Here is a 15,280-nt window from a genome sequence, read left to right as displayed (position 1 = left end):
GCCTATGATCCCAGTTATAGGTAATGGAGAATAGTCTTAATAGGAAAGTGTATATCAATATAGTTTTTTTATGTGGGTTCGGTATAACTTTAGGCTATGACTAAGATTTTAAGTACAACACCTAAATGACCTGTCCGTAATTATCCTAGCGAAGATAAGCCCCAAAGGCAGAGCTAGTATTATCAGCAGAGCAGACGCAAGCCATGACGCAGATGTTTCAAGGGACATGACGCCCAAATTATAGAAAGCCTTGTAAAGATATAATCCCGGAACCATTATGACTATGGACGGAACGGTTATGGATATTCTCGGATAGCCCACATACTTTTTCAGCAGCGAGGCGAGTATGCCTGCGGTGAATGCCCCCACAAACGCAGCAGCTGCCGGAGGAAATGAAACAAGGTCAACAAGTTCCAATCTCAGAGTGTTTGCAAGTGCACCTATAACTGCCGCAGAGGCTGCAAGCTTGACAGGGCTGTTGAACATAACGGAAAATCCGAAAACCCCGCAGAAACTTGCCGCAAGTCTGAACAGTATGAACTGCCATAAGGTAAGGTGCAGAGGCAAAAAGTCCATTGGCGTAAGGTGCAGGATAAGTGCCATTAACCACGCCGTCATTGTGGCTACAATTATAATGATGAGGGCGTAGGTCAGCCGCTCGATGCCCGAACGCATATCGAGCTTTGAAAGGTCTATGCCGCTTGTGATGAACGGAAAACCAGGTATAATAAAAAGCATTGCACATATGTAGCCTGCCTCATGCTGCATTTTTATATTGAAAAGTATTTTCGCAAGTTCAAACAGCCCTGCATATGAAAGGCACGCCGCCGATACTGAGGCAACTATTCCAAGCACAAGGGTAAGGTGGTGCTTTGTGAATTTGCTCCGCACATAATTGCCAATGCCTGCACCGAAAAATGCACATATCATCTCGGTCAGTCCACCGCCAAGCAGGAATGTGAACGCTCCGCAGGCAAGTGCCGCCGCAAGGCCCAAAACAGGCGGCGAGTAAAGTCCGTGTATCTTTTCGATATCGTCAAGTTCATTGTGGACCTGTTCGCAAGTCAAACTATCGCAGCGGTTGACAAAATCGTTGATGAAAATTTCAAGACGTGTTAGCTTTGAATTGTTTACTCCCGTGTTAGTAAGGCAAAGAGACTGCGAAAAGCAAGCCTCGCCGTCAAAACAGGTGTAGTTTATGGACATAAGCCCGATATCTGCTGTGCAGGTCAGTCCCATACATTCCGACATGGTATTCATGGAACTTCTCACACGCCACGCTCCCGTTCCGCAGGAGAGAAACATCATTCCCACCCTGCCTATAACAGAGGCTTTTTCTTTTAGGCTCGCCTTTGATACTGGCTCGTCCTTTTCGGCGTCTGTGAAATCGTGCCATGGGATATCCATGTGATTTTTCTTAACTATAGTTTGTGACATTCAGTATCACTTCCGTTTTTAAAGATCAAGCTGTCTGAGCCTGCTTTTTTCATCATTTCCTCACGGCAGGCAAGCACAATGCCGTCTATCTCGCTGAGGTGCATGAGCATTTTCTTTTCAAACTGATGAACAGGCAGTAAAACGCCGATCTCATCAAATGATTTTCCAGCCTTTTCGCCTGTTTCCTGTCCGTAATAGACCATTGCTGTCGGGGCAGTTTGCTGTATCTTGTGGAATGTATTCCATATAACATTATAGGTCTGAGCCTCGGAAAGTCCAAGCTTTACAGTGTCAGGCAGGGCGTAAAGTATAATCACGCCACGTCTTTTGTCAACACGCTTTTCCTTAATGTTCATTCCGTCGGTATAGACCCTCATAAGGTCATATCCGTCTGCAAGATAAAGCTTTGAACGTGGTGCACAGCTGTGGTTTTTGTACACATCACGAAATTTCTCGAACTCATGCTTTGTGACAAGCTTTTTCTTTTCTTCAATGACATCGCCTTCAGGGGTCGTAAGGAGTTCAGGATTTTTTCCGGCTTTTCCGTGAAAACGCTTTGGTATAAGGTATGCCTCTCTCAGCAGATCGAAAAGACTTCTTCCACAAAGCTCCAGCAGAAGCGCACTTATATCACCGTTCGTATATGCGGTCAAAAGCACCTGCACAAGATGTTTTGGGTCAGGATCGGTCTGCATATCGTCGTCGCTAAGGTGATCGTAAAGCACGTTGCTGAGCCTTTCGCAAGCTCCTTCCGATGCCATTATCCTTGAAAAAAACTGTTCGACTTCATTTTCTTTTGGCAAAACTGTAGGCATATTATTATCTCCTTTCATGTATGTCATATCTCAGCATTTGCAAACATATTACACTTTTTCAGTATCATTTTTTGTATCTCTGTAGCGGCGGCATTGAGTTTTTTGTCTGCATTTTCTGCAAGAACGATGCTCCTCTTTGGAAACTCTTCATCAGTTTTCAGAATATAAACATCGCCGCTTTGTGCCATCGGTTCAGGTATAAGACCTATGCCAAGGTTGCTTTTCACAAGCGGCATTATCTGATCGGCAGTTGCGACCTCTATATCCGGCTGAAAATCTATTCCATGCTGGAAAAAGAAATCGGAATAGAAATCATATGTCCTTGTGTTTCGGTTAAGTGATATTATAGGGTGGCTGCAAAGTTCCTCAAGAGTGAGCGTTCGCTTTGCAAGATCCTTTAGCTTTGTGCTGCATATGATAAGTTCACGGAACTCTCTGAGCTTATGAAAATTCAGCGAGCCCTCTGTGCTTATCGGCGTTGTTACCACAGCGAGGTTTGCAATGCCGCTTTTGAGAGCAGTCAGTGCCTGAGGGGTTGAATGGTTCAGCAGCTTTATTTTTATTCCCGGATATCTTTCATGGAACTCATTGAGAAGTGGCAGCATAACGCCGTGAAGTGCGGTCTCCGTCACACTTATGGTGACAGTTCCGCTTTGCAGGTCGTTGGCTTTTGAGATCTCATCTTCGCCCTCTGTAATAAGTTCCACCGCCTTTGAGATGTGCTCGTAAAGTATCTCTCCCTCAGGGGTAAGCGTGACGCCGTTTTTCATTCGATTGAAAGCGTGCAGCCAAGTTCTCCTTCGAGTATTTTTATCACCCTTGTGATATTAGGCTGATTTGTGAGCAGCACTTTTGCCGTTCTTGAAAAGCTGCGGTTCTTTGCGGCATAATAAAATATCTTATAATATTCGTAATTTATATTCACTCTATCACTTTCTTGCTATATCAATATTTTATATCTTGCATATCAATTATATATTTGACTTATATATCTGAGATAATTATAATGGAAAAAGGAGAAAATTAAAGTGCATAAAAATATTTTTCTTGTTAATTTTTTATGAAAGAATATGATAAAATGATGTTACGATCAAGAAAACAAATGTCTGAAACCAATATGCTCATGATACTTCTGACCATATCAGGGGGCTTGCAGGACGCATATTCGTATTTTGTGCGAGGTGAAGTTTTTTCAAATGCACAAACGGGAAACATTGTGCTTATGAGCACATATGTCGCAAAAGGCAACTGGCACAGGGCGTTGCACTATCTTATACCTGTGCTGGCGTTTGCAATGGGGATTTTCATAGCCGAGCGTCTGCACGCACGTTTCAAGGACGTGGGATTTATACATTGGCGGCAGATAATAGTTTTCACGGAAATGGTGCTGCTTTGCATTGTGGGGTTTATACCGCTTGGCGGTTCATACGATTTTGTTGCGAATGCGCTTTCATCATGTGCCTGTGCAATGCAGGTGCAATCGTTCAGGAAAGTAAATAGTTATCCATACGCAAGCACGATGTGCATAGGAAATATGAGAAGTGCAATGGAATCCATAAGTGCATACATGAGGATAGGGGACAAGTCGCTGCTTAGGAAATCGCTGCAATATTTTCTTACGATATTCGTATTTGCCTGCGGCGCAGGAATAGGCGGAGCATATTCATTATACATAGGCAATGAGTTTATATGGATATCTTGTGCATTGCTGCTTATATGCTTTGTGCTTATGTTTATAAAGAGTGAGAATGATATGATGAGGGAGGATATGTAGGGCACATTTCGGTTAGTATTGTATTAAAAAGGTCAAAAGCCGCAAGGTCGGACAGCTTTTTTGCTGGTTTGACTTTGCGGCTTTGATTTTGATATAATGAATAAAATAGTTGCAGACGGGGTAGATAGACACCTTGTAGATGTGGAGGAGCGTAGAATTATGAGCGACAAAAATATTATGAAAAAGCGGCAAGGTACGTTGGGACGAGGCTTTGACAGTTGTGATTTTTTATTATTATAGGGATAAATGATTTTGTGAGGAAAATTGAAAATTTTTTTCGCTGCCCCCTTGAACAAACCTTATTTTATGTAGTATAATTATATAAAAAACAGGAGGAAAAACTATGTCAAACTTAACGATCAGATTTTATTCAAATTGCCTGCGGAGGTATACCACGTTTAAAATGTACCTGCCATGTGACATAAGGCAGGACTGGGGGCAGACAGATACGAAATACTCGGAAAACAGCACCAAAACGCTTTTCTTGCTGCACGGTTATACAGGCGACGCAGAAAACTGGGTGCCTGAATATCTTTCGGACAAGTATAATTTTGCGGTAGTTATCCCCTCGGGCGAAAATTCTTTTTGGCTGGACGGACGCTCGACCGGTCATCAGTTCTGCAAATTCGTCGGCGAGGAGCTTGTGGACTATGTAAGACGAGTTTTCAGACTTGCGAAAGACGGCAGTGAAACATACATTATGGGTCTTTCAATGGGCGGATTTGGTGCGCTTCATACAGCATTTGCATATCCAGAAACCTTTGGCAAGGTTGCTGCATTATCTTCGGCTCTTATCGTACACGAAGTCGCAGGAATGTCAGATGGGCAAGGCAATGCCACAGCGAATTATGAATATTACAGAGAATGTTTCGGCGAAACGTCTGAGGTGCTGAACAGCAGGAACAATCCCGAATTTCTTATAGACGAACTTCAGCGAGAGGGCAAAAATATCCCAGATATATTTATGTGCTGCGGTACAGAAGATTTCCTGCTTGAAAACAACCGTGATCTTCACAAATTTCTTGAAAGCAGAAACGTTTCTCACGAGTATTTTGAAAGCAAAGGCAACCACGATATGATTTTTTGGAGTGAGTATGCTGAAAAGGCGGTCAAGTGGATGTTTGAGGAGAAGTAAGAGCGGTGATGTCTTTGCGGTTTCTTATGTGATAATATGAAACACAAGAAACCTCATACAAACTGCACAATATAAAAATGCCCTTTGAGAAAAGGATTTCTCCTCTCTCAAAGGGCAAGTTGGCAAACTGGAATTTTCAAATTAGTCTTTGCAAATAACCTTTGAATCTTCACCATCAATTACAATTCCCTGACGGTTGTTAATTGGGCATAGATTCAAATCCGAAAACTCAGTCATTATTTTCTCGGTAACTTTCTTAAATGGTGCTGTAAGATAATGCGGAAGAACATAGAAATCAATCAAATCAATCCCTGCATCATCTTTTTGTGAGTAGTCCTCCGGCTTTTCATCCATTTGCTCGATATATTGGATGCTTGGAGCGCATATAATTGCGCCTGCCGACTCACCGATCATCAATTTTCCATTTGCCAATTCCTTTTTCAGCAGTCCATCAGTTCCCGTTTTACGGAGCTGGTCCATAAGAAAGAAAGAATTTCCGCCGGTAAAATATATCACATCTGCTTCTTCAAAAACAGACTGTATCGTTGAATAAGCCTCCGTTGAAATATCAATTTCAGTTACGATTGCTCCCAACTTTTTGAATAATTTTCGAGCCGAGCCGACATAACCGGTGTAGCCTTCACGCAACGAAGCTGTTGGAATAAATGCGACTTTCTTATTTTCAATTTCTTCTTTTATCAGACTTCCTACACTTGAAAAGTGCGAACATAAAAATAGTTTCATCAATATTCTCCTTAATAAATTCCGATTTGTATTTCCATTCATTTTAGAAAATGGGCAATCCCGATTGGAATTGCCCATTAATTCTACAAATTATCTTACTATGTTTACTCCAACGTCTTCATAGTAGGGAACAACAGCACATCTCTGATAGCCGGTGAGTTAGTCAGCAGCATAACAAGTCTGTCTATGCCGTAACCAATACCGCCTGTAGGTGGCATACCTATCTCCAAAGCCCTCAGGAAGTCCTCGTCTGTGTGGTTTGCTTCCTCGTCACCCTGCTTCAATGCCTCTTCCTGCGCCGCAAATCTTTCACGCTGATCTATCGGATCGTTCAGCTCTGAGTATGCGTTGCACATCTCTCTGCCTGTGATGAAAAGCTCAAATCTCTCTACATAATCAGGATTCTCAGGCTTCTTCTTTGTGAGCGGAGAAATCTCGATAGGGTGATCCATTATGAACGTAGGCTGAATAAGATGCTCCTCAACATATTCCTCAAAGAACAGGTTGAGTATGTCGCCCCTCTTGTGCCTTGCCTCGTATTCAATGTGATGCTCGTCTGCAAGTGCTTTTGCCTCTTCTGTTGTGGCTACCTGTGAGAAATCAACTCCCGAATACTTCTTTACTGCGTCGATCATTGTCATTCTCTCAAATGGCTTGTCAAGGTCGATCATTACATCACCGTATGGTACACAAGTTGTGCCGCATACCTCCTGTGCAACGTGTCTGAACATATTCTCTGTGAGATCCATCATGCCGTAGTAATCTGTGTATGCCTGATAAAGCTCCATAAGAGTGAACTCAGGATTGTGCCTTGCGTCAACACCCTCGTTTCTGAATACTCTGCCGATCTCGTATACTCTTTCAAGACCGCCGACAATAAGCCTTTTCAGATAAAGCTCCAAAGAAATTCTAAGCTTAACGTCCTCGTCAAGTGCGTTGTAGTGTGTCTCAAATGGTCTTGCGGCAGCTCCGCCTGCATTAGATACCAGCATTGGAGTTTCAACTTCCATGAAGCCCTGTCCGTCAAGATATCTTCTGATAGATGAGATTATCTGCGACCTCTTTATAAATGTATCCTTTACCTCAGGATTGCATATAAGGTCTGTGTATCTCTGTCTGTATCTAGTGTCCTGATCCTTCAGACCATGCCACTTCTCAGGCAACGGCAGAAGCGACTTTGAAAGCAGTACGAACTTCTGAGCGTGAATTGATATCTCGCCCATTTTTGTTCTGAATACAAAGCCCTCAATGCCAACGATATCACCGATATCGCCCTTCTTGTAATCGTCAAATTCTTCCTTGCCGATCTCGTTCATTCTCAGATAGACCTGAACCTTGTCGCTCTTATCTCTCAGGTCGAAAAAACTTGCCTTGCCCATAAGACGTCTTGACATTACTCTGCCTGCAACGCTACTGTTATGCGGTTTGCCTCGAGAAGCTCCTTGAGCTTTTCCTCGTCCTCGCCTGCCTGCTCCTTAAGCTCAGCCTCAAGCTTTTCATACTGTGCTTTAGCCTCGGCACAGCTTGCTGTAACATCATACTTTGTTATCTCAAATGGATTCTTGCCCTTGGCTTTCAGCTCTTCAAGCTTGTCCATTCTTATCTTCTTTAAGCTGTTTATGTCCTCCTGAGTAAGCTCTTCCTCAGGAGCGTTTGTGCGGTTTTCCTCGCTCATTTATATTTTCCTTTCCGTGTGTTTTGTAAGTGGTCTGTTACTTTGAAATGTCGATGACCTCGAATTTCAGCAGACCGGCAGGTGTTTCAGCCTCGAAAATGTCGCCTACCTTGTGCTTGAGTGCAGCCTTGCCTATAGGTGACTCGTCAGAGATCTTGCCGTTGTCAGGGTCAGACTCAGTTGAACCCACTATCTGAAGATCCTCGATCTCGTCAAGCTCGATATCCTTTATCTTGATGATAGAGCCTACGCCTATCTCGTTTACAGAAATATCATCGTCCTCAACGACAGTTGCGTTTGAAATGAGAAGCTCTAACTCATTGATCTTTGATTCAAGGATAGCCTGCTCATTCTTTGCCTCGTCATACTCAGCATTCTCGGAAAGGTCTCCGAAAGAACGTGCTTCTTTAAGCTTCTGAGCGACTTCACGTCTTTTTACTGTAATAAGGTATTCAAGTTCCTCCTGCAATTTAGCATAACCTGCTTTTGAAACAGTCTTAGAAATAGCTGCCATAATTAAACACTCCTATATCAATATAATTTTATACGGGTACTATCAACTTAATATTATACACGATTTGCCCTCTTTTGTCAAGGTCGGAAGCCGTCGCAAATGGGCTTTTTTGCACCTTTGGACAGTCTGCACGATTTTACATTTTGCACAAATTTTCACCTCTGACAGCGTGTTAGGATATTGAAAATAATAATAGTATGATTTATAATTATCTTATGATAAAACAAGTTATGAAAAACATAGGAGGAAATTTTCATGCCAAACCCCATTTTGCCTGCATGGGAGTATATCCCTGACGGCGAGCCGAGAGTTTTCGGCGACAGAGTTTATCTTTATGGCTCACATGACAGAGCCGCTCAAAGCGACTTTTGCGACTATAAACTGAAAGTCTGGTCTGCACCACTTGACGACCTTAACAACTGGGTCTGCCACGGACACAGCTTTCATACCCGTGATGACCGTGACCATAAGTCCGATACCGAGGGAATGACCGACCGCAAGCTGTTCGCTCCGGACGTTATAGAAAAAGACGGCAAGTATTATCTCTATGCTATATAGTCGGCTCAAAGGGCGTTGTTGGCGTGTCCGATAAGCCCGAAGGTCCTTTCAAGCTCCTTTCTCAGTATAAATATGGCCCTGAGGACGCAGGCGATGACGGCATTTATAATGATGCAGGCGTGCTTGTTGATGATGACGGCAGAGTGTATATTTATTACGGATTCACAGAATCCAGCTTCAACGAGATAGACCCTGCGGATATGTATACCATTAAAAAGGGAAGCTACAAAAGAGCGGTCATTGATGACAGCGACAACGCACCGCAGGAACAGCGCTTCTTCGAGGCAAGCTCCCCGAGGAAAATCGGCGATACATACTATCTTATATATTCCCCATGTGTAGGAAGCAGGCTTGCCTATGCGACCTCAGATAAGCCACAAGGTCCGTTCAAATATCGTGGATATATAATAGACAACGGCGTTGATTATCCAGGCGGAAATGACCACGGCTCAGTGTGTAACATAAATGGTCAGTGGTATATCTTCTATCACAGAATGACAAACAATACCATAATGTCAAGACGTGCCTGCGTTGAGAAAATAGAGATCCTCCCTGACGGAACGATACCGACAGTGGAAATGACCTCGCTTGGCTTTGAAGACAGCCTTGACCCTTTCAAGCCTTATCCTGCGGATATAGCCTGCGTGCTGAAAGGCGGCTGTTTTATCACCGAAAAGGACATCTTCACAAGAAGTATCGTGAACATCACCGAGGGTAATGTTATAGGCTATAAGTATTTTGATTTTGGTGAGGACTTTTCCTCAAAGACCATGAAGATAGCCCTGAAAGTCAGGGGTATGGGAACTGTCACGAAGGTGGCGGTCTATGCTGATGACTATGAGAACAGCGAGCCTGTAGGCTATGTTGATATTGGCACAGGTGACGGAGTTTACACAGGAGTAGTCAAGTCACTCACAGGCAGACATTCTATCTATTTTGTGCCTACAGCTTTTTCAGATGAGCTTGCCGATTGGATAGCAGGTTATTTCAAAAACAAGCCGCTTTTTGAACTTGAAGAATTTGTATTTATGAAATAGGAGGAAATAATATGAGAACTATCAAAGCTATCTCGCTTCTTACTGCGGCGGTCATGGGCTGTACTGCACTGCTTGCAGGCTGTGGAAAGGGAAGCGACAGCTCATCTAAGGCAGAGGAGGGTGCAAAGACCTCTGATGACGGAAGCATAAACAAAGACCTTACCGCAACCGAGCTTGCAAGACTTCTGGGCAACGGCACGAACCTTGGAAACACAATGGAGGCATACGGTCATAAAAGCTATTCTGCCGACACCGACCCTGAAAGCTTTGAAACTCTCTGGGGTCAGCCTGTCACAACGGAAGAAATGATAAAGGGCATGAAAGCAAGCGGTTTTGACTCTCTCCGTGTGCCTGTGGCATGGACAAACGCAATGGAGTATGAAAAAGGCGATTACACCATAAATGAAGCCTATCTCGACAGAGTGGAGGAGATAATAAACTACGCTTTGGATAATGATATGTATGTTATCATAAACGACCACTGGGACGGAAGCTGGTGGGGAATGTTCGGTTCTTCCGAGCAGAGCGACGTTGACAAGGCGTTTGAAATGTATAAGTCCATGTGGACGCAGATAGCGAACAGATATAAAAAATACTCCGACAGACTTATATTTGAGGGTGCAAACGAAGAGCTTGGTGACAGACTCAATGACACAGACGTGTGCAAAAACTCAGGCTCGCTTTCAAAAGCCGAGTGCTATGAAATGGCCAACAAGATAAATCAGACCTTTGTTGACACTGTCCGTGCAACAGGCGGAAACAACGAACAGCGTTTTCTTCTTATCGCAGGCTACAATACCGATATCACAATGACCTGCTCAAACAAGTTCCAAATGCCAACTGATACCGCAAAGGATAAGCTCCTGCTTTCTGTTCATTATTATACCCCATGGGATTATTGCGGAACAAAGACAGACTATGAGGAGCAGAACAGACTTTTCAGGAACATGACAAAGTATTCCGAGCAGGGCTACGGCATAATAATAGGCGAATATGCAGTGCTTACAAACGGCGGTGACGTAAAGAAAGGCACTGACAAGTTTATTAACAACCTTCTCGATAACTGCGACGCCTACGGCTTTGCGCCATTCCTTTGGGATTGCAGTGATTTCTTCTCACGTTCAGAACTTAAAATGCGTGATGAAACTGTGGCAAAGATATTTGATGAAAGACGTCGTGATAACCAATCCTCGATGACAGTGGAGGAGGAAAGAGCCGCTGCTGTAAAGAAGCTTGATGAAACTCTTGCAGCCGCACCTGAAAAGCTTACAGACGATACCGCACCGCAGGCTGACGAGAATACAGCGGTGGCATGGATAATGTATCAGAGTGCAGATTTTTCCGTATGCTACAGCGTAGGTGACGAGTATGACCCAGTATCAAAGAGCGACGGAGTGATCGCAGAAAACGCAGTTATAGACGGTGAGGGAACTTACACAGTAAGCCTTGATATGACATCAAACAACGCCAACGGCATTGCATTCTCGGCTCTGGGTATCGCAAACGGTGAAAAGCTTTATCCGGGCTATATCGCAACTATTGACGAGATAAAGATAAACGGTGAAGCTGTTGAAACCACAGCGGAGGGCTATACGACCTCTGACGACCAGCTTTGCACAAGAGTGAACCTTGTAAATCAGTGGGTATCCACACCGCCTGAGGACGCAAGGATAGCAGGCGGTGACCTTTCAAAGGCTTCTCCAACAATACTTGACTATGCAGGAAAGATAAACACTCTCGAAATAACATTCACATACGCTCCTGCGGCATAGATCAGAGCATATAAAAACGGCAGTTCAGCATAAGCTGTTCTGCGTTTTAGTTTGTGAAATATCAGAACTGCAAATTAGTCCAGTCCACAATACTTTGGATAGACTTATCACGCTTGTTAATGAACGCCCTTATGCAGTCTGATGAAGCATATCCTCCATGAAGCGCTTCTTCAGCCGAGCCTGTTTCCGGGTATCTTGCAAAGAACTGCTCATAAAGAGGGGAATATATGCTCTCAAATTCTGCGAGCCTATCAAGTGCCTTTTCTTTTTCAAACGTACCCTCAGACATCTTTAAAAGCCTGTCATTGAAATCGTTCCTGAAATTTTCGTTTGACATAAGATAAGCAAAACTCAGAACCGCAGGATTTTTCGTGTCCGTGTCAAGCAGTCCCTTTGGCTTGTAGTTATCCTCTTTCATGGTGTTGGTCCAAGCGTCGCCCTCGCCGCTCACTCCGCCGAACTCAACGTCATAGAACATGAAACGCCATTTGCCGTCTGCATATTCGTTGGAACTGTCTGTGTTCTGCACCTTCCACATTGACCAGTTTTTGCCCGGCCAGTCCCACTTGTTGTTTATCCAAACCTCTGCAAGGAAATAATCTCTCACACTGTCGGTGTCAACAAGCTTTGAGAACTCCTCATAATCTGCCTGTGCGGATAAGTCTTTGTGAGAAGCGAAGAAATCTGTAAGCTCCTTGAAGAAATATCCCTCGTCTGTTTCTCCCTCCGGAAGCTTGCCCTCGTCAAGCTTGTAGCCGCTCTGATAGGTTTCTGCGTCGCCTTTGTAGACCACCACATCGTCTTTGTTCACACCATAGTGGCTTTCAAAATAATTGTCGGAATAGTCCTCCTCCAGCACATAAAGTCCCCAGTATTCGCCATTCAGATAAACAACGCATGGACGTGAAGCCTTTGTTGAGCCGTCAAGCTCTGTCATAAGACTCTGCCAATAGGTGTCATTGAATTTTGCCGTAAAAGCACAATTTCCACCTGCACGGAGAGTAAGCGTCTTAAAGCTGTCGATAGTTTCATTAGATGCGTTTTTCAGCCCCTCAAAGACCTCATAGTTAAACTTCTTTTCGCCATATTTCTTTCTGGCGTAAAGCCTGAATCCCTTTTGCAGATCGGAGCGTGAATAGTTTCCCTGTATCCTTATGCCGCAATCCTGTGACAAAGCGTTCGTCACATTTCCCTTGGCTGAAATCTCGTTAAGCTCGATGTGACAATTACGTTCCCATTCCTTGCCACGCTGTTTGTAGTTTGCGTCAAGCTGTCTTGCAGTTTCGTTTTCTATGCTTTCTCCGCTGGCTTTATAATCCTCCAGTGCCTTGTTGAAAATATCTCCCTTGACGTAAATGCCGATCTTGCTGTCGAAAAGGTCAGCGTAGTCCATTGTGATGTTCATTACCGCAAGGTCATGCCCAGCCGCTTCGCAGCTTTCTTTAAGCCCTTTTATATGCTCCTCTGCGCTTCCTATGTAAAAGCTGCCTGAGAAGCTTTTTGAAACGCTTCCGTCGCTTTTTTCGCTTGATGCTCTTATGACAGTGCATTTGTCCACCGCATTGTCAGAAGGTGCTTTTTTGTTGCACCAGAAATCTCCTTCGCCAAAGCTAAACTCATTGAAATTTCCCGATATCATTTCCGTCGGCACAGCTGAAACAACGTTTGGGTCATTGCTCCTGTCTTTTATCTCGATAGGGGCAGTGTATTCTTCTCTCGTGGCAGAGGTCCTAGGGTCTGTGCGTCAGTGGTGTAGTATATCTTCTCACCCTCATTTGCGGTAAGCTCAAGGCTGAAACCGCTGTCATAAAAGCCGCTTTCCTGCGAAAACCCTATCACGCTGTCATTGAGGTCAAACTCAGGTTTGTCTGTTTCAGGTTCGGTGGTGGTATTATCATAGTCTGAAACACTGCTGTCCGCTTTGCCGGAGCTTTCAGCCGCCTTTGATGAAGCCTGTGAACCGTCCACACCCTTTGAACAGCCTGACAGCATAAGCACTGCGGCCATAAGGCATAATATTTTTCCTGTGTTCATATATTTCCTGCTTTCTGTTTTATGTAAACGTTTTACTTTGCACATATGATTGTACCATAACAAAGCCCTGGAAGCAATAGAAACGCTCCATTTTCGGCATTTGCAACTGTTTGAAGCCCGTTTGTTTGTCTATTATGGATATAAAAAGCGACATAAAAGAGCGTCGGATAAAACTACCCGACGCTTTGTGTATTGTATTTTAAATTATTGTTTGTTTTTATTGTAGATTATCATAAGCCCTTTGAGCAGAAGCTCATCGTCAATGACGATGTCACGCTTGCAGTAAGGAACTATTATCTTTGCCACACCGCCTGTGGAAACCACAGTGCATTTTTCGCCAAGCTCGTTTTCTATCCTCTCTATAACTCCGTCAATGCTTGCGGCGTTGCTATGGATTATACCGCTCTTCATACAGTCGATAGTATTAGTGCCTATGACCTTTTTAGGCGGTACAAGGCTGATGAAAGGAAGCTGTGAAGCCTTGCCCGAAAGCGAGTCGAGGGAAGTTCTAAGTCCCGGTATTATCATTCCGCCTATGAAATTCTTTTCCTTGTCTATTACTGATATGGTAGTAGCAGTGCCCATATCTATCATTATGATAGGCACAGGGTAGAGGTTTATCGCCGCAACTGCGTCTGCAACTCTGTCGCTTCCAAGCTGTGCAGGATTGTCGAGATTTATCTTAAGTCCCGTCTTTATCCCAGGTCCTACCACCATGATGCGCTTTTTGATAAGCCTCTCCATTGCCTCTTTCATCGTGAGGGTAACAGACGGCACGACCGATGAGATTATGCCGCCCCTGAAATCTGACATATCTATAGAATGTATCTCAAGAATGTTCTTGAGCATTATGGCATATTCAAGTGCCGTGGACTGCTGATTTGTAGAAAGTCTTTCAACAAAAAGTATCCTGTCGCTTTCAAAACAGCCCATTACTATGTTAGTGTTTCCTATATCGACCGCTAAAACCATTTGTATGTTATCCTTTCGGTGAATTTATGCCTGCGCTTTGTTTTTGCTGGGTATGAACCTTGCCTTATAAAGTGCAGCACCCACTGTGCCTGTAACAAATGTACATACAGCCATTTCGACCAGAGCGTTTATGCCTACAAAGGTGCAGATGAATACTATGATATTCTTTCCGCCCATAAGCTCTTTTACATAATCGGTGTTGCCGAAAAGCAAAACAAGCGCACTCATAAAGAACGCAGTGTTCAGAAATGCAGTGCAAAAGCCCGTAACAGCATATGAAACATAATTGTTTGTTACCTTGCTCATGCCTTTTGCAATAAATCCTACGATAATGCCGTCAAGAAGTCTTGGTACAAATCGCTGAACGAAAGCCAGGACCGGATCGATCGCAACAAGTGCTGCACCCATTCCGCTTGGCACGCCAATTCCGAAGCACTGCAAAAAGCTGAGCAGTCCGAAAACTCCTCCAATGACTGCACTTCCCACAGGGCCTACCGTTACAGCCGCTATGGCAATAGGAATTACGTTGAGAGTAATTACCAGCGGTCCGATAGGTATAGAACCGATAGGAGTGAACGAGAAGATCATTGTGAGAGCTGTCATCAATCCCAGTATCACCAATGATTTTGTGTTGACCTTTGTTTTCATATTAAATTTCCTCCTTGTTATTATTCCTCCATCATGGGAGGATACAATACAATACTAGTATATTATAGCACATTTTTTCGCATATTTCCATAGCTTAAGCAAATTTTTTATGAATTTTTTTATCTTCATAAACAGGAATATCTCTGCACTCACAAATGTATAATT

At 43.7% G+C, this 15,280-nt stretch carries 15 protein-coding genes and 1 pseudogene; 5 read left to right on the top strand and 11 right to left on the bottom strand.

Features of this window, described 5'->3' with window-relative positions; genetic code table 11:
* Window positions 1-108: 108 nt before the first annotated feature.
* From DW793_RS08950 to DW793_RS08935, 4 genes are read right to left on the bottom strand one after another with little or no spacing between them, the layout of a single operon-like run.
* Window positions 109-1,437 (bottom strand): threonine/serine ThrE exporter family protein, encoded by a 1,329-nt coding sequence (locus DW793_RS08950; protein WP_118157682.1) that lies wholly within the window; start codon window positions 1,435-1,437, stop codon window positions 109-111.
* Entirely contained in the window at window positions 1,422-2,252 is an 831-nt protein-coding gene (locus tag DW793_RS08945; protein WP_118157680.1) for a DUF4866 domain-containing protein, read from the bottom strand. Before DW793_RS08945 ends, DW793_RS08950 begins: the two co-directional genes overlap by 16 nt.
* A gap of 23 nt (window positions 2,253-2,275) precedes the next feature.
* Window positions 2,276-3,022, bottom strand: a complete 747-nt coding sequence (locus tag DW793_RS08940) for a LysR family transcriptional regulator (RefSeq protein ID WP_118157678.1) — start codon at window positions 3,020-3,022, stop codon at window positions 2,276-2,278.
* A complete protein-coding gene (locus DW793_RS08935; protein ID WP_118157676.1) occupies window positions 3,019-3,177 on the bottom strand; it encodes a helix-turn-helix domain-containing protein in 159 nt (52 codons plus the stop codon). Before DW793_RS08935 ends, DW793_RS08940 begins: the two co-directional genes overlap by 4 nt.
* Window positions 3,178-3,354: 177 nt before the next feature.
* Between DW793_RS08935 and DW793_RS08930 the strand changes: the two genes are divergently transcribed.
* Both DW793_RS08930 and DW793_RS08925 read left to right on the top strand, forming a co-directional pair.
* Window positions 3,355-4,026: a YoaK family protein gene (locus DW793_RS08930; protein ID WP_243238862.1), complete on the top strand. Its 672-nt coding sequence runs from the start codon at window positions 3,355-3,357 to the stop codon at window positions 4,024-4,026.
* A gap of 343 nt (window positions 4,027-4,369) precedes the next feature.
* On the top strand, window positions 4,370-5,161 hold the full coding sequence (locus tag DW793_RS08925; RefSeq protein WP_118157674.1) for an alpha/beta hydrolase: 792 nt from the start codon (window positions 4,370-4,372) through the stop codon (window positions 5,159-5,161).
* 141 nt (window positions 5,162-5,302) lie between these two features.
* Here DW793_RS08925 and DW793_RS08920 read toward each other — a convergent pair whose 3' ends face one another.
* From DW793_RS08920 to greA, 3 genes and pseudogenes are all read right to left on the bottom strand, one after another.
* Entirely contained in the window at window positions 5,303-5,905 is a 603-nt protein-coding gene (locus tag DW793_RS08920) for a Type 1 glutamine amidotransferase-like domain-containing protein (protein WP_118157671.1), read from the bottom strand.
* 104 nt (window positions 5,906-6,009) lie between these two features.
* Window positions 6,010-7,580 (bottom strand): annotated as a pseudogene (gene lysS, locus DW793_RS08915) (lysine--tRNA ligase).
* 37 nt (window positions 7,581-7,617) lie between these two features.
* Window positions 7,618-8,094 carry a transcription elongation factor GreA gene (gene greA / locus DW793_RS08910; protein WP_022287906.1) on the bottom strand — a complete coding sequence of 159 codons (477 nt, stop codon included), beginning with the start codon at window positions 8,092-8,094 and terminating at the stop codon, window positions 7,618-7,620.
* 255 nt (window positions 8,095-8,349) lie between these two features.
* Between greA and DW793_RS15420 the strand changes: the two genes are divergently transcribed.
* From DW793_RS15420 to DW793_RS08900, 3 genes are read left to right on the top strand one after another with little or no spacing between them, the layout of a single operon-like run.
* Window positions 8,350-8,652 (top strand): hypothetical protein, encoded by a 303-nt coding sequence (locus DW793_RS15420; RefSeq protein WP_252969801.1) that lies wholly within the window; start codon window positions 8,350-8,352, stop codon window positions 8,650-8,652.
* A 23-nt stretch (window positions 8,653-8,675) separates the two neighbouring features.
* Window positions 8,676-9,689: a family 43 glycosylhydrolase gene (locus tag DW793_RS08905; protein WP_252969800.1), complete on the top strand. Its 1,014-nt coding sequence runs from the start codon at window positions 8,676-8,678 to the stop codon at window positions 9,687-9,689.
* Window positions 9,690-9,700: 11 nt separating this feature from the next.
* A complete protein-coding gene (locus DW793_RS08900; RefSeq protein WP_118157669.1) occupies window positions 9,701-11,461 on the top strand; it encodes a glycoside hydrolase family 5 protein in 1,761 nt (586 codons plus the stop codon).
* Between the two features lie 61 nt (window positions 11,462-11,522).
* Here DW793_RS08900 and DW793_RS08895 read toward each other — a convergent pair whose 3' ends face one another.
* The 4 genes from DW793_RS08895 to DW793_RS08880 form a co-directional block, all read right to left on the bottom strand.
* The gene (locus tag DW793_RS08895; RefSeq protein ID WP_147342183.1) at window positions 11,523-13,100 is read right to left on the bottom strand and encodes a CotH kinase family protein; all 1,578 of its coding nucleotides are present in this window, start codon (window positions 13,098-13,100) and stop codon (window positions 11,523-11,525) included.
* A gap of 47 nt (window positions 13,101-13,147) precedes the next feature.
* Complete coding sequence (locus DW793_RS08890) at window positions 13,148-13,495, bottom strand: chitobiase/beta-hexosaminidase C-terminal domain-containing protein (protein WP_181988328.1); 348 nt, start codon at window positions 13,493-13,495, stop codon at window positions 13,148-13,150.
* Window positions 13,496-13,699: 204 nt separating this feature from the next.
* Window positions 13,700-14,467 (bottom strand): type III pantothenate kinase, encoded by a 768-nt coding sequence (locus DW793_RS08885; RefSeq protein ID WP_022287902.1) that lies wholly within the window; start codon window positions 14,465-14,467, stop codon window positions 13,700-13,702.
* 24 nt (window positions 14,468-14,491) lie between these two features.
* Window positions 14,492-15,115, bottom strand: a complete 624-nt coding sequence (locus tag DW793_RS08880) for an ECF transporter S component (protein ID WP_118157666.1) — start codon at window positions 15,113-15,115, stop codon at window positions 14,492-14,494.
* Between the last annotated feature and the right edge of the window lie 165 nt (window positions 15,116-15,280).

Source organism: Ruminococcus sp. AM31-15AC (assembly GCF_003462045.1).
Taxonomy (GTDB): domain Bacteria; phylum Bacillota; class Clostridia; order Oscillospirales; family Ruminococcaceae; genus Hominimerdicola; species Hominimerdicola aceti.
Note: the sequence above shows the minus strand (reverse complement) of the source record. Positions and strands in the feature narration are given on the sequence as shown.

What these genes read in the sequence shown, in the direction of transcription:
- DW793_RS08930 (WP_243238862.1), top strand. Translation starts at nt 3,355, where the DNA reads ATGTCTGAAACCAATATGCTCATGATACTTCTGACCATATCAGGGGGC.
- DW793_RS08890 (WP_181988328.1), bottom strand. Translation starts at nt 13,495, where the DNA reads ATGAACACAGGAAAAATATTATGCCTTATGGCCGCAGTGCTTATGCTG.
- DW793_RS08920 (WP_118157671.1), bottom strand. Translation starts at nt 5,905, where the DNA reads ATGAAACTATTTTTATGTTCGCACTTTTCAAGTGTAGGAAGTCTGATA.
- DW793_RS08950 (WP_118157682.1), bottom strand. Translation starts at nt 1,437, where the DNA reads ATGTCACAAACTATAGTTAAGAAAAATCACATGGATATCCCATGGCAC.
- DW793_RS08895 (WP_147342183.1), bottom strand. Translation starts at nt 13,100, where the DNA reads ATGATATCGGGAAATTTCAATGAGTTTAGCTTTGGCGAAGGAGATTTC.
- DW793_RS08885 (WP_022287902.1), bottom strand. Translation starts at nt 14,467, where the DNA reads ATGGTTTTAGCGGTCGATATAGGAAACACTAACATAGTAATGGGCTGT.
- DW793_RS15420 (WP_252969801.1), top strand. Translation starts at nt 8,350, where the DNA reads ATGCCAAACCCCATTTTGCCTGCATGGGAGTATATCCCTGACGGCGAG.
- greA (WP_022287906.1), bottom strand. Translation starts at nt 8,094, where the DNA reads ATGGCAGCTATTTCTAAGACTGTTTCAAAAGCAGGTTATGCTAAATTG.
- DW793_RS08900 (WP_118157669.1), top strand. Translation starts at nt 9,701, where the DNA reads ATGAGAACTATCAAAGCTATCTCGCTTCTTACTGCGGCGGTCATGGGC.
- DW793_RS08925 (WP_118157674.1), top strand. Translation starts at nt 4,370, where the DNA reads ATGTCAAACTTAACGATCAGATTTTATTCAAATTGCCTGCGGAGGTAT.
- DW793_RS08945 (WP_118157680.1), bottom strand. Translation starts at nt 2,252, where the DNA reads ATGCCTACAGTTTTGCCAAAAGAAAATGAAGTCGAACAGTTTTTTTCA.
- DW793_RS08880 (WP_118157666.1), bottom strand. Translation starts at nt 15,115, where the DNA reads ATGAAAACAAAGGTCAACACAAAATCATTGGTGATACTGGGATTGATG.
- DW793_RS08940 (WP_118157678.1), bottom strand. Translation starts at nt 3,022, where the DNA reads ATGAAAAACGGCGTCACGCTTACCCCTGAGGGAGAGATACTTTACGAG.